This window comes from Streptomyces thermoalcalitolerans (assembly GCF_039525155.1).
In the GTDB taxonomy this organism is placed as follows: domain Bacteria; phylum Actinomycetota; class Actinomycetes; order Streptomycetales; family Streptomycetaceae; genus Streptomyces; species Streptomyces thermovulgaris.
Genome location: NZ_BAAAHG010000072.1, coordinates 1 through 23,259, shown reverse-complemented (window position 1 = coordinate 23,259; position 23,259 = coordinate 1). Strand labels below are relative to the sequence as shown.

The following is a 23,259-nucleotide window of genomic DNA, read 5'->3' as shown; positions in this document are numbered from 1 at the left end:
CTTCAGCGGACGGCACAGCGGTGGGTGCGGGCGGCCAGCTCGGCGGCAGTGCGAGCGCCGTCGTGCACCGGGCGGTCGCGCAGCCCACCGGCGTGCACGGCGGCCGGGTCCCCCGCTTCTCCCGGGGCATCGTCGTGGCCCGCGGCGGGGTCGCCCTGCGCAGCCGGCCGGACTGGGACAGCCGGGTGCTGCGGGTCGCGCGGCCCGGCGAGATCGTCTGGATCTTCTGCAGGACACCGGGCTGGGATCTGTACGGCGGCCGTGTGTGGTACCTGCTCGCGGACCGGGCCTGGGCGTGGGCTCCGGCGCGGTTCATCGAGAACATCGGGCCCGCGCCGCGCTGGTGCTGACACTCCCCCACGCCACGCTGGTGTCGGCGCTCAGAGGGACAAACCTGTCTTTTGTATAGGTTCCGGACATGACCAAGGTCGGAACCCCCGTGGCAGCGGCGGACCCGCCCCTGCCCGCCGTCCGCCTGCCCCGGCGCCGCGGTGTCGAACTCGCCCTCATCGTGCCCGCCGTCCTGCTGCCGGTGTACGGCTACTGCGCCGTCGGCCTGGCCCGGTCCGGCACCGTCCCGCCCGGGGCCGCCGGGTACGGCGCCGGACTCGGGGTGCTCGCGCTGCTCGCGCACCTCGTGGTGCGTCTGCGGGCGCCGTACGCCGACCCGCTGCTGCTGCCCATCGGGGTGCTGCTCAACGGGCTGGGCCTGGTGCTGATCTACCGGCTGGACCTGGAGACCCCGGGCGACGAGGCCGCGCCCGCCCAGCTGGTGTGGTCCACGCTGGGCGTGGCGCTGTTCATCCTGGTGGTGCTCGTGCTGCGCGACCACCGGTGGCTCCAGCGCTACGCCTACGTCTGTGTGGTCGTCGCGCTCGCGCTGCTCACGCTGCCCATCTGTTTCCCCGCCGTCAACGGCGCCCGCATCTGGATCCGGTTCGGCGGTCTGTCCATCCAGCCGGGCGAGTTCGCGAAGGTGCTGCTGGCGGTGTTCTTCGCCGCGTATCTGGCCGCCAACCGCAGTGCGCTGGCGTACGCGGGACGGCAGGTGTGGCGGCTGCAGCTGCCCACCGGCCGGGTGCTCGGGCCGGTGGTGGCGATCTGGCTGCTGAGCGTCGGGGTGCTGGTCCTGGAACGGGACCTGGGCACCTCCCTGCTGTTCTTCGGACTGTTCGTCGTCCTGCTGTACGTCGCCACCGGGCGCACCGGCTGGATCGCGGTCGGGCTGCTGCTCGCCGCGGCCGGGGCGGTCACGGTCGGCCGGCTGGAGCCGCATGTGCACAACCGGATCGGGGAGTGGCTGCACCCGTTCGCGTCCATCGAGGCCGGTGAGGGACCGGGGCAGGTGGCCCAGTCGCTGTTCTCGTTCGCGGCGGGCGGGATGACCGGCACCGGGCTGGGCCTCGGCCACTCGGTCCTCGTCGGCTTCGCCGTCAAGTCCGACTTCATCCTGGCCACCGCCGGGGAGGAGCTGGGGCTGGCCGGGCTGGCCGCCGTCTTCCTGCTGTACGCGCTGCTCGTGGAGCGCGGCTACCGGGCGGGGCTCGCCCTGCGCGACCCCTTCGGCCGGCTGCTCGCAGTCGGTCTGGCCTCGCTGGTGGCGCTCCAGGTGTTCGTGATCGCGGGCGGGGTGACCGGGCTGATCCCGCTGACCGGCCTGGCGATGCCGTTCCTGGCGCAGGGCGGCTCGTCGGTCGTCACCAACTGGACGATCGTGGCGCTGCTGATCCGGGTGAGCCATGTGGCGCGTCGTCAGTACGACGGGAGGGTGGCCCCATGAGCGTGCGAGGGGGTGTCCGTTGACCCGGCACATCCGGCATGCCGCCGTCTTCTGCGTCCTGCTGCTGGTGGCGCTTTTGGCGCACACGGCGTGGCTGCAGGTGGTGCAGGGGCCGTCGTACAACGGGAATCCGGCCAACCGCCGCTCCGTCATCGCCCGTTACCAGCAGCCGCGCGGCGAGATCCTGGTCGGCGGCCGGCCGGTGACCGGCTCCATGGACACCGGGGAACAGCTGCGCTACGAGCGGACCTACACGGACGGGCCGCTGTACGCGCCGGTCACCGGGTTCGCCTCGCAGCTGTACGGGACGACGTTCCTGGAGCACACCGAGGACGACGTGCTGTCGGGGACCGATCCGATGCTGTCGGTGTTCCCGCTGTGGCAGGACCTCACGCGGACACGCCCTCCGGGCGGCAATGTGGTGACCACGCTCGACCCGGCCGCACAGCGGGCCGCCTTCGACGGGCTGGGCTCGCGCAAGGGGGCGGTCGCGGCGATCGAGCCGTTGACGGGGCGGATTCTGGCGCTGGTGTCCACGCCGTCGTACGACCCTTCGGAGCTGTCCGGGAACGGGCCGGAGGTGGTGGCGGCGTGGACGCGGCTGAACCAGGATCCGGAGCAGCCGATGCTGAACCGGGCGGTGCGGCAGACGTATCCGCCGGGGTCGACGTTCAAGGTGGTCACCGCGGCGGCGGCGCTGGACGCGGGCGTGGTGAAGGACCTGGACGCGCGGACGGACTCGCCGGATCCGTACCGGCTGCCGGGCACGACCACCCAGCTGGTCAACGAGGCCGACGGCTGCGAGAACGCGTCCCTGCGGTACGCCTTCCAGTGGTCGTGCAACACGGTGTTCGCGAAGCTGGCGGTGGACGTGGGGGTGGAGGGCATGCGGGCCACGGCGGAGGGATTCGGCTTCAACGACGAGGATCTGAGGATTCCCTTCTGGGTGTCGCCGAGCACCTTCGACACCCAGGTGGACCAGGCGCAGCTGGCCCTGTCGTCGATCGGGCAGTACAACACGCGGGCCACCCCGTTGCAGATGGCGATGGTGGCGGCGGCGGTCGCCGCCGACGGACAGGTGCGGACGCCGTATCTCGTGGAACGGACGACACGCCGGAGCGGCGGCACGGTGTCCGCGGCCGGCTCCCGTCCGGCGCGGCAGGTGATGCGCCCGACGACCGCGGCACGGCTGCGGGAGCTGATGGCCGGTGTGGTCACCGACGGCACCGGCCGGAACACGGCGATCCCCGGGGCCACGGTGGGCGCCAAGACCGGCACCGCCCAGCACGGCCCGGGCAACTCCGGCACGCCGTACGCCTGGTGCATCTCCTGGGCCCAGAAGGACGGCGCCCTGGAGCCGAAAGTCGCGGTCGCCGTGGTGGTGGAGGACTCGTCGGCGCGGCGCGGCGAGATCAGCGGGGGCGGTACGGCGGCGCCGATCGCCCGGGCGGTGATGGAGGCGGTGCTGCGGTCGCCGACCACGGGATGAGACGGGGGTTACCGGCTGCCCGGCCTCCTACCGTGCACGCATGATCTCTGACGCTGCGTACGAACTCGCCCAGATCGACAGCGCCCGCCTCAAAGCCCCCCTGGACTCGCCCCGGTGAAAGGACTTCGTCGACGCGCTCGACCCGGTGAACGCCGACACGGGAGCCGCCGACGGCTTCGTCTGGCGCCTGAAGGACGAGTCCGGCAACGCGACGAACATCCCCTTCTTCGACGACAGGTGGCTGATCGTCAATCTGACGGTGTGGCGGGACGTCGATGCCCTGAAGGCGTTCATGTACCAGGGGCGGCACCGGGAGATGCCGGCCCGGCGACGGGTGGGGGTCCCCCCACGCCGTCAGGCAGTGGGGGAGGTTCGAGCGCCTGGACGAGGCGGTGACGGCACTGTGGTGGGTGCCGGCGGGACACCGCCCGACCGTGGCGGAGGCGGAGGCCCGCCTGCTCCACCTGCGGACCAACGGCCCGACCCCGTACGCCTTCACCCTCCGGACGTCGTTCCCGCCGGGAGCCTCGGAACCGGTGCTCGGCGAGGTGCCGGAAGGGCTGGGCTGCTCGGTCTAGCGACGACGGTCGATGGCTGTGAGGTCGATCTCGACGGGGAACGGAACGACCAGTTCCAGCTTGTCGTGGAAGATTCCGGTCAGGCCGTAGGCCCGGGTGGCGGGATCGAGTTCATAGACGTAGACCACGGGAAGGCCCTGGTTTTCCTCGACGCGCCAGTAGTGGGGGATGCCCGCCTGCGCGTACTTCCGTGGCTTCACCTCTCGGTCCCGCACCTCCGAATCCTCGGAGACGACCTCGACGGCGATGACGACGTCCTCCGGCCGGTACCAGGTCTGCTTCGGGCCGGTGTCGGCATCCACGCGGAACACCAGGACATCGGGCTCCGGCCGATTGCGTTTGTCGAGCTTGATGGTCATTTCTCGAATGACGTCCAGCTCGTCCGGTACTTGATCCAGCAGAGCGTTGTCCAGCAGGCGGACGGCGCGCGAGTGGAAATTCGTCTGCGGACTCACGAAGACGAGGCTCCCGTCGATCAGCTCCGTGTGCGGAGGCAGGTTCGGGAGCCGGTCCAGGTCGTCCGCCGTCCAGCCGCCCTCCGGCGGACGGGGCCACTCGTAGTCCTCGTCCAGCCCGTAGTCGCGCGCGGCGCTCATGTGTGCTCCCATGCGACGGAGTCTGCTGGTGCGCCCAGCCTACCGAGACACATCTGCCGTCTCCTCCCCCGATCGGGTGGTCAGCCGTCGAGGCGCCGTCCCTGCTCGATCGCCTCCTCCACCTCCGCCACCCGCTCCCGCTCCTCCGCCGCGAAGCGTTCCTCGTCCAGCTTCTCCGCGATCTCCTCGTCCTGGGCCATCAGCTGGTCCAGGTCGGAGTCGCCCAGTTCGAGGACGCCCATGTCGACGTAGGCCTGCTGGAGGCGTTTGCCCCACAGGCCGATGTCCTTGACACAGGGGACGATGCGGCTGAAGAGCAGCCGGCGGAAGAGGTGCAGGAACTCGGAGCGCTCGCTCAGCTCCTCGGCCTCCGCCTTCGGGATGCCGAAGTTCTCGAGGACCTCGGTGCCGCGCAGACGGTCGCGCATCAGATAGCAGCCCTCGATGACGAACTCCTCGCGTTCGCGCAGTTCGGCGTCGGTGAGCTGTTTGTAGTAGTCGCGCAGGGCCATGCGGCCGAAGGCCACGTGGCGGGCCTCGTCCTGCATGACGTAGGCGAGGATCTGCCGGGGCAGGGGTTTGCTCGTGGTGTCGCGGATCATGCCGAAGGCGGCCAGGGCCAGGCCCTCGATCAGGACCTGCATGCCCAGGTACGGCATGTCCCAGCGGCTGTCGCGCAGGGTGTCGTCGAGAAGGGACCGGAGGTTGTCGTTGATCGGGTAGACCAGCCCGATCTTCTCGTGCAGGAAGCGGCCGTAGATCTCGGCGTGCCGGGCCTCGTCCATCGTCTGGGTCGCCGAGTAGAACTTGGCGTCCAGGTCGGGAACGGACTCCACGATCCGCGCGGCGCAGATCATCGCGCCCTGCTCGCCGTGCAGGAACTGGCTGAACTGCCAGGACGCGAAGTGCCGGCGCAGCTCGCCCTTGTCCCGGTCGGTCATCTTCGCCCAGTACGGCGTGCCGTACAGGACCATCGCCTCCTCGGGCGTGCCGAGCGGGTCGTACGGGTCCACCTCCAGGTCCCAGTCGATCCGCTTCTGCCCGTCCCACTGCTTGTCCTTGCCCTTCTGGTACAGGGCGAGGAGGCGTTCGCGGCCGTCGTCGTACTCCCAGCTGAAGCGGGCCGCGCCGCTCGCGGGAATCTGCCAGTGCGGGTCCCCCGGACTCCGGGCGTACAGGTCATGGGTCGGCATACTTCGCAGGTTCACACGTAGACACCGAGTCAACAAGTCGTTCACGGGGGATTGACGCGCTTGCTGACAAGCAGTCTTATAAGGATGGGGCCCGATCCGGCCACATCCCGTACGACGAGGTGGACACAGCCATGACGACCGTGACGGAAGCCGACGCGCTCGCCGGTGTGCGCGACGCGCTCGGGCTGCTCAAGGACCGGGAGCAGGTGGCCGAGCGGCTGCTCGACTCTTCCGCCAAGCACTCCTTCGACCCGGACAAGGAGCTGGACTGGGACGCGCCCTTCGAGGAGGGCAAGTGGTTCTGGCCGCCGGAGCTGGTGTCGCTGTACGACACGCCGCTGTGGCGGCGGATGAGCGAGGAGCAGCGGATCCTGCTGTCCCGGCACGAGGCGGCGGCGCTGGCCTCGCTCGGCATCTGGTTCGAGATCATCCTCATGCAGCTGCTGGTGCGGCACATCTACGACAAGGCGGCGACCAGCGCGCATGTGCGCTACGCGCTGACCGAGATCGAGGACGAGTGCCGGCACTCGAAGATGTTCGCCCGGGTGATCACGCGCAGCGGCACGCCCTGGTACCCGGTGAGCCGGGTGCACCACGCCCTCGGCCGGCTGTTCAAGACCATCTCCACGACCCCCGGCTCCTTCACCGCGACCCTGCTCGGCGAGGAGGTCCTGGACTGGATGCAGCGGCTGACGTTCCCGGACGAGCGGGTGCAGCCGCTGATCCGGGGCATAACGCGGATCCACGTCGTGGAGGAGGCGCGGCATGTGCGGTACGCCCGTGAGGAGCTGCGGCGGCAGATGGTGACCGCGCCGAGGTGGTCGCGGGAGTTCACCCGGATCACCTCGGGTGAGTTCGCCCGGGTGTTCTCCGTCGCCTTCGTCAACCCCGAGGTCTACACGAACGTGGGACTGGACAAGCGGGAGGCGGTGGCCCAGGTGAAGGCGAGCGCGCATCGGCGGGAGGTCATGCAGACGGGGGCGAAGCGGCTGACGGACTTCCTGGACGACATCGGGGTCCTGCGGGGTGTCGGCCGCCGGCTGTGGAAGTCGTCGGGGCTGCTGGCGTAGGCGGGCCGCGGGCCGTCGTGTCCCTCCCGGCGCCGAACGCCCGGGACTTCTCCGGGACGCCCCGGGACGCCCCAGGACGTCTCCGGGTCGACGCGGGTGGACGCCGGGCGCCTGTTCGGGCGACGGCACGGCTACGCTGCACAGCATGAGCCCTGCCCCGTCCACCCCCGCCTACCGAAGGCTCAGTGTCGAGGAGCGGCGCGCGCAGCTGCTCGACGCGGCGCTGTCCCTCTTCGCACAGCGGGTGCCCGAGGAGGTCTCGCTGGACGACGTGGCGGAGGCGGCCGGGGTGTCGCGGCCCTTGGTGTACCGGTACTTCCCCGGCGGCAAGCAGCAGCTGTACGAGGCTGCCCTGCGCTCCGCCGCCGAGGAGCTGCGGCACTGCCTCGACGAGCCGCACGAGGGCCCTCCGCTCTCCCGTCTCGCCCGCGTCCTGGACCGCTATCTGGCCTTCGTCGACCAGCACGCCACCGGGTTCACCGCACTGCTCCGGGGCGGCAGCGTGGTGGAGACCTCCCGGACCACCGCCATCGTGGACGGGGTGCGCAGATCCGCCGCCGAGCAGATCCTCGGCCATCTCCAGGTCACGGACCCCGGCCCGCGGCTGCGCATGACCGTGCGGATGTGGATCACGGCGGTGGAGGCCGCCTCCCTGATCTGGCTCGACGAGGGCAGGCAGCCGCCCGCCGAGGAGCTGCGGGACTGGCTGGTCGAGCAGTTCATGGCCGTGATGGGGGTGACGGCCGCCCGGGACGCCCAGACCGCCGCGCTGATGCGGCGTGTGCGGGCCTTCGAGGATGGCTGACACTGGTGCCGTGAAGAGCGAGGACACTCCGTTCGAGGGCGGACCGATGGACGGTCGGGTGCTGCCCGTGCTGGTGGGGCTCACCGGGAACCCGCCGAAGACGTACCGCATTCCGGTCCCGGACGCCGCGGGCGGACCGCCGACCGTGCTCGTCTACCGGCGGGTGCCGCGGGGGCACAGCAGGAGACTGGGGCTGCCCCAGGGGTGGAAGTACGAGTTCGATCCCGAGGGAGAGACGAGCCGCCGGCTGAAGTGGCCGTGGTCCGCACCGGACACCAGCGCCTCCGGCAAGCCGGGTGACACCGAGGAGTGACCTCCTTGCGCCGTCCGGCGCAAGGGATGCGCACACAGTCGGTTCATACGTCTCATACGTCTAATCCTCACCGTGCGGAGCGGAAACGCCGCCCCGCACCGGAGGTGATGACGTGTCAGGAAGAGTGCCGCGCCTGGTGTGTTCGGTGGCGGTGGCGGCACAGGCCGCCCTCGTACCGGTGGCCGCCGTGGCCGTGCCCGCCGTACCCACCGCGCCGGCCACGCCGACTGCACCCACCGCGCCCGCCACGCCTGCTGTTCCCACCGCGTCCGCTGTCCCCACCGCGTCCGCCGCGCCCGGCCCGCCTCCGTCCGGACAGCGGTCCGTGGCCGCGCTGCTGACGGAACTCAAGACGCTGTACCGGCAGGCCGGGCGCGCCACCGAGACCTACAACGCCCTCGAGGAGCGGCTGAGGAAGCAGCGCGCCGAGGTCGACCGTCTCGACACCGCCCTCGCCCGTGCCCGGCGCGCCCTGGAGCGCAGCCGCGCGGAGGCGGGCCGGCTGGCCCGGCAGCAGTACCAGAACAGCACCACCGACCTGTCCTCGTACCTGCGGCTGCTGATGGCGCGCAATCCGCAGCAGGCCCTGGACGAGGGCCATGTGATCGGACAGCTGGCGCGGGAGCGGGCGGAGGCGGTCGACCGGCTGACCGCCGACGAGAAGAGGGCCGCCGCTCTCGCCCGCGACGCCCGCAGGGCGTACGCCACCCAGCTCGCCCTCGCCCGGCGGCAGCAGCAGGCCCGGGACGACATCCGCAGGCGGCTGCACGACGTGGAACGGCTGCTGGCCTCGCTGAGCGCCGAACAGCTGGCGGCGCTCGCCGCGTTCGAGAAGAGCGGGATCGCCACGGCCCAGCGGACGTTCCTGGCCTCCGGGGTGCTCAGCGGACTGCGCCCGCCGTCGCGGCGGGGCGAGCAGGCCGTGCGCTATGCGGTGCGGCAGCTCGGCAAGCCGTACCAGTGGGGCGCGGAGGGCCCGCAGGCGTACGACTGCTCGGGGCTGACCTCGCAGGCCTGGAGTCGCGCCGGGGTGTCCATCCCGCGCACCAGCCAGGAGCAGTGGGCCCGTCTGAGGCGTGTCCCCCTGAGCGAGCTGCGGCCCGGCGACCTGGTCGTCTACTTCCCCGAGGCCACCCATGTCGCCCTCTACCTGGGCGACGGCATGGTGGTGCACGCGCCGCGGCCGGGCGCCAGGGTGAAGGTGTCGCCGATCGCGGCCAATCCGGTGCTGGGGGCCGTCCGGCCCGACCCGGGCGGGGCGCCCCTGCCGCGCTATGTGCCGCCGCGGCTGCCCCCGGGCGCCCTGGACGGGCCGGACGCCGGCCTCTACGCGGCGGAGGCCCCGGAGACCTCGGCCAGGTAGGCCCGGGCCTTGTCCGGGTCGAAGAAGAAGTCCTCCAGGTCGGCCGGGTTGTCGAAGCAGTTGACGAAGCGGTCGGCGATCTGCTGGAACTCACCGGCCGCTCCGAGAATGTCCAGGACGTGCTCGGGCGGCGGGGCCAGCATGGCGTTCGTCCACTTGACGACGTGCTGGGCGGTGTTCCAGTAGCGGTCGAACGTCTGCTGCATCCACTCCTCGTCGAACGGCTTGTCGCCGCGCTCGAGGATCGACGCCAGGTAGACGGCGGCGCACTTGGAGGCCGAGTTGGAGCCCTGACCGGTGATCGGGTCGTTGGCGACGACGACGTCCGCCACGCCGAGGACCGCCCCGCCGCCGGGCAGACGGCCGATCGGCTTGCGCACGGTCGGGGCGTAGCGGCCGGACAGGACGCCGTTCGCGTCCGTGAGCTCGACGCCGGTGGTCCGCGCGTACTCCCACGGCAGGAACGTCTTCATGAGGTCCAGCGTCAGCTTCAGGTGCTCACTGGGGTCCTTGACGCCCTGGAAGACGTCGAGCGGGCCGCCGGGGATGCCCTCCCAGAACAGGATGTCGGCGCGGCCGGAGAGGGTGTAGGTCGGCATGATGAACATCTCGCCGACCCCGGGGACGATGTTGCAGCGGACCGCGTCGAAGTCCGGGTGCTCCGGACGCGGGGCCAGACCGTGCACATACGCCACCGCCAGTGCGCGCTGCGGCTCGCTGTACGGGGAGCGGGAGGCGTCCCGCTCGAACATCGACACCAGCTCGCCCTTGCCCGCCGCGACGAGCACGAGGTCGTACGTCCGGGAGAAGTAGTCCAGGTCGCCGACCGTGGCGCCGTGGATGACCAGCTGGCCGCCGCGCTCCGCGAACGTCTCCATCCAGCCGGACATCTTCACCCGCTGGTCGACCGACTGCGCGTACCCGTCGAGCCTGCCCACCCAGTCGATCGCGCGCTGGGTGGGGCCGGGGTCGTGGGAGCCGGGGGCGGCGACCGAGACGCCCAGTCCCTCGATGTTCGGGGTCTGGGGCTCCCAGAAGTTCAGGCCCAGGTCACGCTCGTGCTGCAGGGCGGTGTGGAACATGCACTGCGTCGACATGACCCGGCCCGAACGGATCTCGTCCGCGGTCCGGTTCGACATCAGGGTGACCTCATACCCGTGCGACTGGAGACCGAGGGCGAGCTGAAGCCCGGACTGACCGGCCCCCACGATGAGTATTCTCCGCATACGGGTGCTGCCTCCTACGACTTCTGGGCTACTCGCTGGCTGCCCGCGGGACGGGGCCTGCGGGTCCTACTCGGGGATCTCCTCGAGTGCGTGGGTCACGAGGGCCAGCAGGGTCTCGATGACCGAACTCCGCCGCCGGGCATCCATGATCATGACAGGTATGTGCGCGGGAATCGTCAGCGCCTCCCGCACGTCCTCCGGCTCGTACAGCTCGCTGCCGTCGAAGTGGTTGACCGCGACGACGTACGGCAGCCCGCAGCTCTCGAAGTAGTCCAGTGCGGGGAAGCAGTCCTTCAGCCGGCGGGTGTCGGCCATGACCACGGCGCCGATGGCACCGCGCACCAGGTCGTCCCACATGAACCAGAACCGCTGCTGGCCCGGCGTGCCGAACAGGTAGAGCACCAGGTCGTCGTCGAGCGTGATGCGGCCGTAGTCCATGGCGACCGTGGTGGTCACCTTGCCCGGTGTGGCGGTGAGGTCGTCGGTCCCCTCGCTCGCCTCGGTCATCAGCGCCTCGGTCTGCAGCGGCGTGATCTCCGAGACGGCGCCGACCAGCGTGGTCTTGCCCACGCCGAAACCGCCGGCCACCACGATCTTGGTGGCGATCGGGGCACGGGTGCGGTCCGTCTGCCAGGGCTTCAACTCCTCGTCGGGCTCGTCGACGAGCGGGGCGACGCCGGGGGCGTCGGTGACGGCGGAGTCAGAGACGGCGGAGTCCACTCAGCACCCTTTCCAGCAGAGCGCGGTCCGGACGGCCCGTGCCGTGGCCGGTCCCGGTTCCGTATACACGAATCCTTCCCTGGTCCGCGAGGTCGCTCAGGAGCACACGGACCACGCCGAGCGGCATCTTCAGCAGCGCGGCGATCTCGGCCACCGTGCGCATACGGCGGCACAGTTCGACGATGGCCTGCATCTCCGGTGTGACCCGGGAGGCGAGGGAACCGTTCGCGAGTTCCTTGCGTTTCCCGGGCGCCTCCAGCGCGGCCACGAACGTCTCCACGAGGAGGACATGACCGAAGCGGGTGCGTCCGCCGGTGAGCGTGTAGGGGCGGACCCGGGCGGGTTTGCGGTCGGCGCCACGGACGGGGAGCTTCTTCTGGGCGCCGCTCACTGAACCGCCCCTTGACGGCTCTCGTCGGTCTCGTTCTCCAGGGATCTGCGCAATTCGTCGCGGAGTTCCGGCGTCAGGACGTGTCCGGCGCGGCCCACGAAGAGCGCCATGTGGTACGCGACGACGCTCATGTCGCAGTCCGGGGAGCCGTGGACGCCGAGCAGCGAGCCGTCGCTGATCGACATGACGAACAGGCTGCCCTCCTCCATCGCGACCATGGTGTGCTTGACGGCACCGAACTCCATCAGCTTGGCGGCGCCCACGGTGAGGCTGCCGATGCCGGAGACGATGGTGGCGAGGTCGGCGGAGGAGCCGCGGGGGCCGGTGCGAGGCGTTTCGCGGGCCTGGCGGGCCTCTTCGTTCCGGTCCGGGTCGGAGGAGAGGAGCAGCAGGCCGTCGGAGGAGACCACGGCGACGGACCGGATGCCGGGAACCTCCTCCACGAGATTGTTCAGCAGCCAGTGCAGGTTGCGGGCCTCACTGCTCAGTCCGAAGGTACTGGGCGCGGTCAACTGCTTGCCTCCTCGACTGTGCCCCCCTTTTTCCGTTCTGCGATTTCCGCCTCCACGTCGCGATAGCCCGCCTTCGCTCCCCGCTGGAAGCCGCCGAGGCGACGGCGCAGTTCCTCGGCGTTGACGGAGGCGCTGCGCTGACGGGGCGGGGTGGTGGGGGCAGTGATCCTTGGTGTGCGCTTGGGCAGGCCCTTGGCAGTGACGGGTTCCTCCGCCTCATCGGGAGTGCGCTGGTGCTCGGCCTCGACCTCGGTGTCGGCCTTGGTCTCGGCTTCGCCTTCGGTGCCGGCCGGGGTGTTCTCCCCCGCACCGTCCGTACGGGTCTCGTGGCCGGGTGCGGACGGCCCCTGCGGGGGCTGTTCGCCGTCGGCGGGTGCGGAGGACTCGGGGGCCGGCTCCTTCGAGGCCGGCTGCTGCGGAGCCGGTTCCTTCGAAGCCTGCTGATCCGAAGCCGGCTCCTGTGCGGCCGACTGATCCGGTGCCGGTTCTTTCGCCGGGGACGGGAGCAGGAGCTCCATCGTCGTCTCGGCCGGCTCCTCCGCGGCCGGCTCCTTCGCGGGCTCCTCCTCCGCGGACTTCTCCTCCGCGGACTTCGCCTCCGGGGACTGCTCTTCCGCGGCCGGCTCCTTCGGCTGGGTGCGGCCGGGGAGGACGTTGGAGTTGACCTCGGCGTCGGCGCCCGGGAGGGACACGGTGGAGGTGTCGGCGGAGGACGTGCGGGAGGCGGTGGCGGCGGAGGCGGGGGCGGAGACCAGGAGGGCCTTGGGGACGACCACGACCGCCGCGGTACCGCCCTGCTTCTGCTCGCGCAGCTGCACGCGCACACCGTGGCGGTGGGCGATACGGGCGACGACGTAGAGGCCGAGGCCCAGGCCGTCCTCGCTCTCCTGGTCGTAGGGGGACTCCGGATCGAAGTCGGCGAGGCGGGCGTTGAGGCGCTTCAGCCGGTCGGCGGAGATGCCGATGCCCTCGTCCTGGACGGAGAGCATGACCTCGCCGCTCTCCAGAAGCCAGCCGGAGACCTCGACGGGCTGGTCGGGCGGGGAGAACGACGTGGCGTTCTCCATGAGTTCGGCCAGCAGGTGGGACAGGTCGTCCGCGGCGAAGCCGGCCACATGGGTGTGCGGCGGCAGCGCGGCGATACGGACGCGCTCGTAGCGCTCGATCTCGCTGACCGCGGCCCGGACGACGTCGACCAGCGGGACCGGGCCGGTGGTGTGCTGGATGTGCTCGGTGCCGGCCAGCACAAGGAGGTTCTCGCTGTGCCGGCGCATGACCGTGGCGAAGTGGTCGAGCTTGAACAGCGTGGACAGGCGGTCCGGGTCCTGCTCTTTGTTCTCCAGGCCCTCGATGATGGTGAGCTGCCGCTCGACCAGGCCGAGCGTGCGCAGCGCCAGGTTGACGAAGGTGCCGCCGATGCCGGCGCGCAGCTGCTCCAGCCGCTTGGTGGACTTGTTCAGCTCGGCCTGGAGTTCCTCGCGGGCGTCGGCCATCTTCTGGCGCTGGCCGACCAGGTGCTTGCGGTCGGTCTCCAGGGTGGCGACCCGCTCGGCGAGGGCGACGGCCTTCGCGTGCAGGGCGTTGACGGAGCGGACGACCTGCGCGAACTCGTCGTTGCGGCCGGTGAACTTGACGGGTTCCTCGGTGGCCGGGTCGGCCGCGTCGGCCAGGCGGGCCGAGCCCCGGCGCAGCACCGCCAGCGGGCGGGTCAGCGTGCGGGCGAGCGCGGTGGTGATGCCGATGGTGACCAGCAGCAGCCCGCCGAGCAGGGCGATGCGGATCTCCAGCGCGGTGACGTCGTCGTCGCGGAGCTTCTCCAGGTCCTTGATGCGGCGGTCGTAGAGGGAGGACTCCACGCCGCGCATCAGGTCGACACGGGCGCTGAGCGCGGCGTCGGCCTTCTTGGCGCTGGTGTCCAGGTCGCTGTCGGAGAGCTTCGGCTGGTCGGTGAGGGAGGTGAGGTACTTCTCGGCGGCGTCGACCTCGGGCCCGGTCACGGTGGAGTCGTACGAGGCCCGGGCGGCCTTGGGCGCGATGTCGCGGAACGCGGCGAGGGCCGCGTCGGAGCGCAGCTGGGCCTGCTGGGCGGCGGCGCTGAGGGCGTCGCGCTGCTTGGTGTCGGACTCGGAGGAGGTGCTGACCTCCGTGGGCAGGCCGGTGACCGGGTCGATGACGGTCTGGCTGGAGTCCGGGATGTTCAGGGCGGCGAGCAGCAGTCCGCGGGCGGCGGCGGCCTGCTGGACGGCCGTGTCGAGCTCGGCGAGCGCGTACGCCCCGGAACCGGCGCGGGCCGGCATCCGCTCGGCCAGTTGCTCGGCGAGCCTGTGCAGGTCGGCGATGGCGGTGGAGTACGCCTGGTGGACCTGCAGGGCGCTGCTCTGCCCGGTCAGCGCGGCACGGCGCACGGCGGCGATGCCGTCGAGGTCCTTGCGCAGCCAGGCGGGTGTGCCGGGGTCGGAGCGCAGCTCGTCGACCTGGCGGTCCACTCGGGTACTGCGCTGCTGCGAGGGCGCCTTGGTCTTGGGACGGCCCGCGGCGAGGTAGGAGGTGACCTCGTCGCGCTCGTCGGCGAGCGCGTGGGCGAGGGTGAGCGCGCTCTGGGTCTGCTCGGCGAGCGTCACCAGGTTCTGGGAGTCGTGCAGCTGCCCGGAGGCGGCGATCACCGAGGGGGCGCCGGCGCCCGCCACGGCGGCGGCCACCACGGCGACGGCCGCGATCAGACGGTTGCGTACATGGGTGGGACGGCCCTTGCCGACGGGAACGGCGGATGCGCCAGGAGGGTTGGGCTTTCCGGGGGCGCCGGATGCGCCGGCCTTTCCGGGCGTGCCGGGGGTGCCGGGCGTCTGCTCCGGGTCTCCTGCCGAGGCCGTCTGCTTGCCTGTGCGCCGAAGCCGCGTCTTCTGCACCGGTGCTCGCATTCCTGTACTCGTGTACCCATGGGCCCGGGTGGTGCCCGCGTCAGCCGGCGAGGACGGGTGCGTACACCCTCCCCCGCGCTCCCGGCTCCGCTCGAGCCTCGAGCGGGGGACCCGTGCCGGCTCCCGACCCTCCCAGTGCCGGTGGGCGGCGGTCCCGCATCGCCCGACCGGCCACCCGAAGGAGTGAACCCCGGAGGAGAGTTGGCGGGCAAGTTCTTCCGTCGGCCGCGAAGGGCGTGTGCGGCGAGCCGGTTGGACGTCTGCGGCAGGCTTTGGCAATATTCGCCGCTACACCTTCCAAAGATCCCTTCATTCCCACCCAAATCAGACGCCCGGCCTGCGCTCCCGTGTCCTTCCCCGGCCCGTCGCCACCCTTCCGCACACCCGGTGAAGGCCTCGTGCAGACTGACCGGATGCGCACTGAGGTTGTTTCGGAGCCAGGCCGTCGCGACTGCCCCAACGAGGACTTCGCGAGTGTCGGACTACCCGTGTCTGGACAGGGTGGTTGCCTCGTCGTCCTGGACGGAGTGACGCCGCCGAGAACCGGAACGGGGTGTTCGCATCCGGTTCCGTGGTTCACCGCCCGGCTCGGTGGCGCACTGACCGAACTGACCGTTTCCTGCCCGGATCTGACGCTGTCCGAGATTCTTTCGCGTGCCATTGCACGTACCGCCGCATCGCACGCCGAAACCTGTGACCTTTCTCACCCGCGCACTCCCCAGGCAACCGTCGTTCTGGCCCGCTGGTCGGCGGAGACGGTCGACTACCTGGTGCTGGCCGACTCGGTGCTCCTGCTGGAGTCCGCCGACGGCTCGGTCACCCCCGTCCTGGACGACCGGCTGGCCCGCCTCCCCCGGGCCTCGCTCGCCACCGACGCGCTCATCGACGCCGTCGTCCGCAACAAGGAGGGCGGCTTCTTCACCGCGGCGGCGGACCCCTCGGTGGCCGAGCGGGCCGTGACGGGCAGCGTGCCGCGCCGCGAGGTCCGCGCACTGGCCGCCCTGACGGACGGGGCGGCGCGCTGGGTGGAGACGTTCCGTGCGGGCGACTGGGCGCAGTGCGTCGGTCTCGTGCGGAAGGAGGGGGCGCGGGCGCTGGTGGAACGGGTACGGGCCCTGGAGACGGCCGACCAGGAGGAGCGGACCCATCTGCGGCGCAGCAAGACGCACGACGACGCGACGGTGGTGTTCGTCGAGCCGTGAGGCCGGCCGCCGGGCGGGCCGGGCGAAGGGCGGCTGCTTCCGGCTGCTTCCGGCTACTTCTCCATGACCCGGTTCAGCTGGTGCAGCAGCCGGGCGAGTTCGGCCACCTCGCGGCGGTCCCAGTGGGCGAGCTGGCTGACGTAGCGGGCACGGCGGGCCTCGCGCACCCGGCCGACCCGGCGGCGGCCCTCGTCGGTGAGGGTCACCAGCCAGGCCCGCCCGTCCGCGGGGTCCGGCGTGCGGGTGACGAGGCCGAGTTCCTCCAGGGCGCGCAGCTGGCGGGACATGGTGGCCTTGCCGACGCCGATGTACGCGGCGAGGTCCGTGGCGCGCCGGCTGCCCTCCTCCAGCCGGACCAGCAGTCCGTACGCGGCGGACTCCAGGTCGGGATGGACCTCGCGGGCCATCTCGCTCTGATTGGCCCTGGCACGCCGCAGCAGCACCGTCAGCTCCCGCTCCAGGGAGAGGAATTCCCGGTCCGTGCCGCTCGGGTCCGCGCCGCTCGGGTCTGTCCCCTGGGGATCCGCGCCGCTCGGGCCGGTCCTACGGGGGGCCGCACTCCTGGGCGACGCGCCGGGTGCGACTCCACGTCCGTCGCGGTCTGCGTCTTCGTGCACGTCGGTCCCTGCCTGAAGTTTCCCGTTGCTCAAGGTTTCCGCCAGTCTGGGCCATCGCCGCAGTTCCGTCAGTATTTCGCAGGCGTGGGCCGACGGCGGAATCCGGTCCCGCCCCCAGCCGGTGCCTGTCGTCCGGACAGGCGCCGTGCGCACAGCTCCTCGGCCGGGCGGGGCGGTCCTCGGACGGGCGCGGGCGGTCCTTTGAGTGGTGTCCGTACGCACGCACGGCGAAGGCCCGGGCCTCCCTCACGGCACCCGGGCCTTCTGTCCTCCGGCCGCGTCCGTCACACCGCGACCGGAACCTCCGGCTCCGCGCCCTTGGTCGCGGGCTCGAGGGCCAGTTCGAGGACCTGGCGGACGTCGGTGACGGTGCGGACGTCGAGCTTGTCCAGCACCTCGGCCGGGACGTCGTCCAGATCGGGTTCGTTGCGCTTGGGGATGATGACGGTGGTCACCCCGGCGCGGTGGGCGGCGAGCAGCTTCTGCTTCACGCCGCCGATGGGCAGGACACGGCCGGTCAGCGAGACCTCGCCGGTCATCGCCACATCCGGGCGGACCAGACGGCCGGAGAGCAGGGACGCGAGGGCCGTGGTCATCGTGATGCCCGCGCTCGGGCCGTCCTTGGGGACCGCACCGGCCGGGAAGTGGATGTGCACCCCCCGGTCCTTCAGATCGCCCACGGGCAGCTCCAGCTCGGCGCCGTGGCTGCGCAGGAAGCTCAGCGCGATCTGCGCGGACTCCTTCATCACATCGCCCAGATGACCGGTCAGGGTCAGGCCGGCCGCGCCCGTCTCGGGGTCGGCGAGGGACGCCTCGACGAAGAGGACGTCGCCGCCGGCTCCGGTGACCGCGAGGCCGGTCGCCACGCCCGGGACGGACGTACGGCGCTCGGCCGGGTCCTGGGCCGCCTCGGGCACATGGCGCGGGCGTCCGAGCAGACCGCGCAGATCCTCCTCCCGGACGGTGAACGGCAGCTCCCGCTCGCCCAGTTCGTGCTGGGCCGCGATCTTGCGCAGCAGCCGGGCGATGGACCGCTCCAGGTTGCGCACGCCCGCCTCGCGCGTGTACTCGCCGGCCAGCTTGCGCACCGCGCTCTCCTCGATCGTGACCTCGTCAGCGCGCAGGCCGGCCCGCTCCAGCTGGCGCGGGATCAGGTGGTCGCGGGCGATGACGATCTTCTCGTCCTCGGTGTAGCCGTCCAGGCGCACGATCTCCATACGGTCGGCGAGGGGCTCCGGGATCGCCTCCAGGACGTTGGCGGTGGCGAGGAAGACGACGTCCGACAGGTCCAGCTCGACCTCCAGGTAGTGGTCCCGGAAGGTGTGGTTCTGGGCCGGGTCGAGGACTTCGAGCAGGGCCGCGGCGGGGTCGCCGCGGAAGTCGGAGCCCACCTTGTCGATCTCGTCCAGCAGGACCACCGGGTTCATGGACCCGGCCTCCTTGATCGCACGCACGATCCGGCCGGGCAGCGCACCGACGTACGTCCGGCGGTGGCCGCGGATCTCGGCCTCGTCGCGGACGCCGCCGAGGGCGACACGGACGAACGCGCGGCCCATGGCGTGGGCGACGGACTCGCCGAGGCTCGTCTTGCCGACACCGGGAGGCCCCACGAGCGCGAGGACGGCACCGCCGCCCCGCCGTCCGCTCCTCCTCCCGGCCGGAACGTTCCGCTCCGCTTCCTGCTCGGCCTGGTCGGCCTGGTCGGGCCGGTCGGGCCGCTCCTCGGACTGCTCGGGCCGGCCGGGCCCGCCGTCGATCACGTCCAGGCCGCGGTCGCGGCGGCGCTTGCGCACGGCCAGGTACTCGATGATGCGTTCCTTCACGTCCTCCAGGCCGGAGTGCTCGGCGTCGAGCACCTCCTTGGCGCCCCGGATGTCGTAGGCGTCCTCGGTCCGCTTGTTCCACGGCATGTCGAGGACCGTGTCGAGCCAGGTGCGGATCCAGGCGCCCTCGGGCGAGGCGTCGGAGGCGCGCTCCAGCTTGTCGACCTCCTTGAGCGCGGCCTCGCGGACCTGCTCGGGCAGATCGGCGGCCTCGACACGGGCGCGGTAGTCGTCGGACTCCTCGCCCCCCTTGTCGCCGCTCAGCTCGCGCAGCTCCTTGCGGACGGCCTCCAGCTGGCGGCGCAGCAGGAACTCGCGCTGCTGCTTGTCGACGCCCTCCTGGACGTCCTTGGCGATGGCCTCGGCGACGTCCTGCTCGGCGAGGTGGTCGCGCAGCTGCTGGGTGGCGATCTTGAGACGGGCGACCGGGTCGGTGGTCTCCAGCAGCGTGACCTTCTGGTCGGTGGTCAGGAAGGGCGAGTAGCCGGAGTTGTCGGCGAGCGCCGCGACGTCGTCGATGGCCTGGACACGGTCGACGACCTGCCAGGCGCCGCGCTTGCGCAGCCAGGCGGTGGCGAGGGCCTTGTACTCCTTGACCAGCTCCATGACCTGGCCGGGCAGCGGGTCGGGCACGCTTTCGTCGATCCGTGTCCCCTCGACCCACAGCGCGGCACCCGGCCCGGTGGTCCCGGCACCGATCCGCACCCGGGCGCGACCGCGGATGAGCGCGCCCGGGTCGCCGCCGGCCAGCCGGCCGACCTGCTCGACCGTGCCCAGCACGCCGATCTCGGCGTAGGTCCCCTCGATGCGCGGCACCAGGAGCACCTTGGGCTTCCCCGGTTCGTCCTTCGCGGCGGCCTGCGCGGCCTCCACCGCCGCCCGCACCTCGGAGTCGCTCAGTTCCAGCGGGACCACCATCCCGGGCAGCACGACCTCGTCGTCGAGCGGCAGCACGGGCAGGGTGAGTGGTGTGAACGCGCCGGGCTCAGCAGCCATGATCTCCCCTTCGGCAGTCAAGTTGAGTTCTGTCGACTCAATGCATGGAAGCCGCCGATTGTTCCCCGCCTCACGTTCGCTGTGAGCGATCACGGGAACCCCGCCGCGGCGCAGCCGCGGACAACCGTGCCTCCCCCGTGCCGGGCGCCCGGGAAACCCGGGGTGGGCCGGGCCGGCACGGCCGCCTCCCGGGCGAGGCGAGCGCACCCCCGTCCGCTGTCGCGACGCGACTGCGGGTGCGGCGGGACCACCGGGCGTTCCGCGCGCGGCGGGCACTCCCGTGGGGCGGCCCGTACGGCACACGCGCGCGTGCCGCACGGGGCCGGCGGTTCACCCGAACGGCGGGTGCAGCACGCATACGCGTGCGCCGCCCGCGCTTCACGTGGTTGCGGCGGGGCATTGGGGCAGGATGACCTCATGACCGCCTGGTACGACACCCCTGTGGTCCTGGACCGCCGCGAGGGCCCCTACGGCGAGGTCGTGCTGCGACGGCATGGCGCACTGCTGCAGATCATCGCCAACGGCTGCTTTCTGATGGACACCTCCGACGGCCGCTCCGAACGTCTCCTCGTCGACGCGGCGCTCACCGCACTGGGTCCCCGGCGCGAGCCGAGCGTGCTGATCGGCGGCCTGGGCGTCGGCTTCTCACTCGTCCATGCCGCCGCGAATCCCCGCTGGGGGCGGATCACCGTTGTCGAACGCGAACCCGCAATCATCGACTGGCACCGCGACGGCCCTCTCGCCGAACTGACCGCCCGGGCACTCGCCGACCCGCGCACCGAGATCGTCGAAGCCGATCTGGTCGCCTACCTCGAAAAGACCTCCGCCTTGTTCGACGCGCTGTGCCTCGACATCGACAACGGCCCCGGCTGGACGGTCACCGAGGACAACGAGGAGCTGTACCGGCCGGCCGGACTGGCAAGCTGCGCAAGGGTTCTGGCGCCGAGTGGAGTCCTCGCCGTATGGTCGGCAAAACCGTCCTCGCACTTCGAGGAAACCATGCGGAATGCCGGATTCCAGCATGTGCGTACCGAAGAAGTCCCCGTTGCCCGGGGCGTTCCCGACGTCGTGCACCTCGGGGTATGGCCTGGATAGCAAAGCCGCGGTGACTCCCCGTACGCTGCTGCCCTGACGCCGATCATTCAAGCGTCAATCGCAACTACGCGCAGTCACCGAATCACCGCACGGATTCCTCAAAGCACACTCAGGGGCGGGCGATGGAACAGACACACACCGCGCACAACGGCACGACAGCCACTCCGGGAGCCCAGCGCCGGGTGCTGGTGGTCGAGGACGACCAGACCATCCAGGAGGCCATCGCCACCCGCCTGCGCGCCGAGGGATTCCTCGTACAGACCGCGCTCGACGGCCCGGCGGCCGTCGAGGTCGCCGAGGCCTGGCAGCCCGATCTGCTGATCCTGGACATCATGCTGCCCGGCTTCGACGGCCTGGAGGTCTGCCGCCGGGTGCAGGCCCACCGCCCGGTGCCGGTGCTGATGCTCACCGCGCGGGACGACGAGACCGACATGCTGGTCGGCCTCGGGGTCGGCGCCGACGACTACATGACCAAGCCGTTCTCGATGCGCGAACTGGCCGCACGCGTGCACGTGCTGCTGCGCCGCGTGGAGCGGGCCGCGCTCGCCGCGGCGACGCCGCGCAACGGCACCCTGCGTCTGGGTGAACTCGAGATCGACCACGCCCAGCGCCGGGTGCGGGTGCGCGGCGAGGACGTCCACCTCACACCGACGGAGTTCGACCTCCTGGTGTGTCTGGCGAACACCCCGCGCGCGGTGCTCTCCCGCGAGCAGCTGCTGGCGGAGGTGTGGGACTGGGCGGACGCCTCCGGCACCCGGACCGTGGACAGCCACATCAAGGCGCTGCGCCGGAAGATCGGCGCCGAGCGGATCCGCACGGTGCACGGCGTGGGCTACGCGCTGGAGACACCGACTCCATGAGCGCCGGGCCGGCCACACGGAGGGAACCCGGGGAGCCCTGGGGTGGCGTACGCCCGTTCTCGATCAAGACCAAGCTGGGCGCACTGGTCGTCATCTCGGTACTGATCACCACGGGTCTGCTGATGATCGCGGTGCGCACGGAGACGGAGCTGCGCTTCATCACGGTCTTCTCGATGATCGCCACGCTCCTCATCACACAGTTCGTGGCGCACTCGCTCACCGCACCGCTGGACGAGATGAACGCGGTGGCCCGCTCCATCTCGCACGGCGACTACACGCGCCGGGTGCGCGAGAACCGCCGGGACGAGCTGGGCGACCTGGCCCAGACGATCAACCGGATGGCCGACGACCTGGAGGCCCAGGACCGCCAGCGCAAGGAGCTGGTGGCGAATGTCTCGCACGAGCTGCGCACGCCCATCGCGGGTCTGCGCGCGGTGCTGGAGAACATCGTCGACGGGGTCACCGAGGCCGATCCCGAGACCATGCGTACGGCGCTGAAGCAGACCGAGCGGCTGGGCCGGCTGGTGGAGACACTGCTGGACCTGTCCCGTCTGGACAACGGCGTGGTCCCGCTCAAGAAGCGCCGCTTCGAGGTGTGGCCCTATCTGTCGGGCGTCCTGAAGGAGGCCAACATGGTCGCCTCCGCCCGCGCCGGCATCGCCTCCGACTCCGGCAGCCACACCCGTACGGACGTGCATCTGCACCTGGACGTCCATCCCACGGAGCTGACCGCGCACGCCGACCCCGAGCGCATCCACCAGGTCGTCGCCAATCTGATCGACAACGCGGTCAAGCACAGCCCGCCGCACGGACGGGTGACGGTGAAGGCGCGGCGCGGCCCGCAGCCGGAGTCCCTGGTGATCGAGGTCCTGGACGAGGGGCCGGGCATCCCGCGGTCGGAGTGGCACCGCGTCTTCGAGCGGTTCAACCGGGGCGCGGTGAGCCGGCCGCACGGCCCGGGCAGCGACGGCGGGACCGGACTCGGTCTGGCGATCGCCCGCTGGGCGGTGGATTTGCACGGCGGCCACATCGGTGTGGCCGAATCCGAGCGTGGCTGCCGGATCCGCGTCACTCTTCCGGGGCTTTCTTCTCCGTCAAATTGACGTAAAGTGGGATCTTGAACCATCAAGACGCACACACGTCCCCGCAGACGGACACGTGTGACCAGGGCAGGGGGCTGTCACTCCCAGGAGCCGGCCCCGGGCCCACCCTTCCCGCACGCAGCAGAACCAGGCTTGTTTCCCGCCAATTCCGGCCCTGAAACCCTGCTTTAGATGTGACTTACACGACGAAGGAGCAGCCCGGCCTCACCTTGAGGGGCCAGGAGGCGTAGCCTTGATTCCCGCTGTCCCATCATCTTGTGAAGCGGAAGAGGGCGGTTACCGCTGTGTCGCCACAGTCCCCCAGTAACACGAGCGTCTCGACCGATACCGACCAAGGCGGGAAGAACCCCACGGCCGCGTTCGGTGCCAATGAGTGGCTCGTCGACGAGATCTATCAGCAGTACCTCCAGGACCCGAATTCCGTAGACCGCGCCTGGTGGGACTTCTTCGCCGACTACAAGAAGGGGGGCGCTGCCGCCCCGGCCACGGCGGATGCCACGGACGCGGGAACCGCGGGGACCACCACCGCGCAGCAGACCCCCGCCGCCCCCGCCGCCCCCGCGCAGCCCGCGGCCGCACCGCAGCCCCCGGCCGCGCCGAAGCCAAGTC

21 protein-coding genes and 1 pseudogene are annotated in these 23,259 nt (G+C 71.3%); 13 read left to right on the top strand and 9 right to left on the bottom strand.

Features of this window, described 5'->3' with window-relative positions; all coding sequences use genetic code 11:
* From ABD224_RS26880 to ABD224_RS26865, 4 genes and pseudogenes are all read left to right on the top strand, one after another.
* Positions 1-350: SH3 domain-containing protein (locus ABD224_RS26880; protein ID WP_344054447.1), on the top strand; the 350-nt coding region annotated here is incomplete at its 5' end.
* A gap of 68 nt (positions 351-418) precedes the next feature.
* A complete protein-coding gene (locus tag ABD224_RS26875) occupies positions 419-1,780 on the top strand; it encodes an FtsW/RodA/SpoVE family cell cycle protein (protein ID WP_344054445.1) in 1,362 nt (453 codons plus the stop codon).
* A gap of 19 nt (positions 1,781-1,799) precedes the next feature.
* Positions 1,800-3,269: a penicillin-binding transpeptidase domain-containing protein gene (locus ABD224_RS26870; RefSeq protein WP_344054443.1), complete on the top strand. Its 1,470-nt coding sequence runs from the start codon at positions 1,800-1,802 to the stop codon at positions 3,267-3,269.
* Between the two features lie 40 nt (positions 3,270-3,309).
* Positions 3,310-3,847 (top strand): annotated as a pseudogene (locus ABD224_RS26865) (DUF3291 domain-containing protein).
* On the opposite strand, the gene ABD224_RS26860 reads toward ABD224_RS26865, so the two are convergent.
* Both ABD224_RS26860 and ABD224_RS26855 read right to left on the bottom strand, forming a co-directional pair.
* Entirely contained in the window at positions 3,844-4,443 is a 600-nt protein-coding gene (locus ABD224_RS26860) for a Uma2 family endonuclease (RefSeq protein WP_344054451.1), read from the bottom strand. The pseudogene ABD224_RS26865 and the gene ABD224_RS26860 overlap by 4 nt on opposite strands.
* An 80-nt stretch (positions 4,444-4,523) precedes the next feature.
* Positions 4,524-5,636: a ferritin-like domain-containing protein gene (locus tag ABD224_RS26855; protein ID WP_344054441.1), complete on the bottom strand. Its 1,113-nt coding sequence runs from the start codon at positions 5,634-5,636 to the stop codon at positions 4,524-4,526.
* A gap of 131 nt (positions 5,637-5,767) precedes the next feature.
* On the opposite strand from ABD224_RS26855, the gene ABD224_RS26850 reads away from it, so the two are divergent.
* The 4 genes from ABD224_RS26850 to ABD224_RS26835 all read left to right on the top strand — a co-directional run bounded on the left by ABD224_RS26850 (position 5,768) and on the right by ABD224_RS26835 (position 9,187).
* Positions 5,768-6,706, top strand: a complete 939-nt coding sequence (locus ABD224_RS26850; RefSeq protein WP_344054439.1) for an AurF N-oxygenase family protein — start codon at positions 5,768-5,770, stop codon at positions 6,704-6,706.
* Positions 6,707-6,851: 145 nt separating this feature from the next.
* A complete protein-coding gene (locus ABD224_RS26845; protein ID WP_344054437.1) occupies positions 6,852-7,511 on the top strand; it encodes a TetR/AcrR family transcriptional regulator in 660 nt (219 codons plus the stop codon).
* Entirely contained in the window at positions 7,504-7,824 is a 321-nt protein-coding gene (locus ABD224_RS26840) for a hypothetical protein (RefSeq protein ID WP_344054435.1), read from the top strand. Before ABD224_RS26845 ends, ABD224_RS26840 begins: the two co-directional genes overlap by 8 nt.
* A 112-nt stretch (positions 7,825-7,936) precedes the next feature.
* The gene (locus ABD224_RS26835) at positions 7,937-9,187 is read left to right on the top strand and encodes a C40 family peptidase (protein WP_344054433.1); all 1,251 of its coding nucleotides are present in this window, start codon (positions 7,937-7,939) and stop codon (positions 9,185-9,187) included.
* Here ABD224_RS26835 and ABD224_RS26830 read toward each other — a convergent pair.
* The 5 genes from ABD224_RS26830 to ABD224_RS26810 all read right to left on the bottom strand — a co-directional run bounded on the left by ABD224_RS26830 (position 9,151) and on the right by ABD224_RS26810 (position 14,954).
* Positions 9,151-10,413, bottom strand: a complete 1,263-nt coding sequence (locus ABD224_RS26830) for a styrene monooxygenase/indole monooxygenase family protein (RefSeq protein WP_344054431.1) — start codon at positions 10,411-10,413, stop codon at positions 9,151-9,153. The two genes, ABD224_RS26835 and ABD224_RS26830, sit on opposite strands and share 37 nt — an antisense overlap.
* Positions 10,414-10,479: 66 nt before the next feature.
* Positions 10,480-11,133, bottom strand: coding sequence for a GTP-binding protein (locus ABD224_RS26825; RefSeq protein WP_344054429.1), 654 nt, complete (start codon positions 11,131-11,133; stop codon positions 10,480-10,482).
* Entirely contained in the window at positions 11,114-11,524 is a 411-nt protein-coding gene (locus ABD224_RS26820; protein ID WP_344054427.1) for a DUF742 domain-containing protein, read from the bottom strand. The genes ABD224_RS26825 and ABD224_RS26820 overlap by 20 nt, the downstream gene beginning before the upstream one ends.
* Positions 11,521-12,036 carry a roadblock/LC7 domain-containing protein gene (locus ABD224_RS26815; protein ID WP_344054425.1) on the bottom strand — a complete coding sequence of 172 codons (516 nt, stop codon included), beginning with the start codon at positions 12,034-12,036 and terminating at the stop codon, positions 11,521-11,523. The genes ABD224_RS26820 and ABD224_RS26815 overlap by 4 nt, the downstream gene beginning before the upstream one ends.
* A complete protein-coding gene (locus ABD224_RS26810) occupies positions 12,033-14,954 on the bottom strand; it encodes a nitrate- and nitrite sensing domain-containing protein (RefSeq protein ID WP_425581063.1) in 2,922 nt (973 codons plus the stop codon). The genes ABD224_RS26815 and ABD224_RS26810 overlap by 4 nt, the downstream gene beginning before the upstream one ends.
* Before the next feature lie 413 nt (positions 14,955-15,367).
* On the opposite strand from ABD224_RS26810, the gene ABD224_RS26805 reads away from it, so the two are divergent.
* Entirely contained in the window at positions 15,368-16,156 is a 789-nt protein-coding gene (locus ABD224_RS26805; RefSeq protein WP_344054420.1) for a protein phosphatase 2C domain-containing protein, read from the top strand.
* A 53-nt stretch (positions 16,157-16,209) separates the two neighbouring features.
* Here the strand turns inward: ABD224_RS26805 and ABD224_RS26800 are convergent, their stop codons facing one another.
* A complete protein-coding gene (locus ABD224_RS26800) occupies positions 16,210-16,773 on the bottom strand; it encodes a MarR family winged helix-turn-helix transcriptional regulator (protein ID WP_425581062.1) in 564 nt (187 codons plus the stop codon).
* Between the two features lie 284 nt (positions 16,774-17,057).
* Positions 17,058-19,592, bottom strand: coding sequence for an endopeptidase La (lon, locus tag ABD224_RS26795; RefSeq protein WP_344054418.1), 2,535 nt, complete (start codon positions 19,590-19,592; stop codon positions 17,058-17,060).
* Positions 19,593-20,009: 417 nt separating this feature from the next.
* Between lon and ABD224_RS26790 the strand changes: the two genes are divergently transcribed.
* The 4 genes from ABD224_RS26790 to ABD224_RS26775 form a co-directional block, all read left to right on the top strand.
* Positions 20,010-20,687 carry a spermidine synthase family protein gene (locus ABD224_RS26790; protein WP_344054416.1) on the top strand — a complete coding sequence of 226 codons (678 nt, stop codon included), beginning with the start codon at positions 20,010-20,012 and terminating at the stop codon, positions 20,685-20,687.
* Positions 20,688-20,809: 122 nt separating this feature from the next.
* Positions 20,810-21,547 (top strand): response regulator transcription factor, encoded by a 738-nt coding sequence (locus ABD224_RS26785; RefSeq protein ID WP_344054414.1) that lies wholly within the window; start codon positions 20,810-20,812, stop codon positions 21,545-21,547.
* Entirely contained in the window at positions 21,544-22,650 is a 1,107-nt protein-coding gene (locus ABD224_RS26780) for a sensor histidine kinase (RefSeq protein ID WP_344054412.1), read from the top strand. Before ABD224_RS26785 ends, ABD224_RS26780 begins: the two co-directional genes overlap by 4 nt.
* A gap of 284 nt (positions 22,651-22,934) precedes the next feature.
* Positions 22,935-23,259 (top strand): 2-oxoglutarate dehydrogenase E1 subunit family protein (locus ABD224_RS26775; RefSeq protein WP_344054410.1); only part of this gene is annotated, 325 nt, incomplete at its 3' end.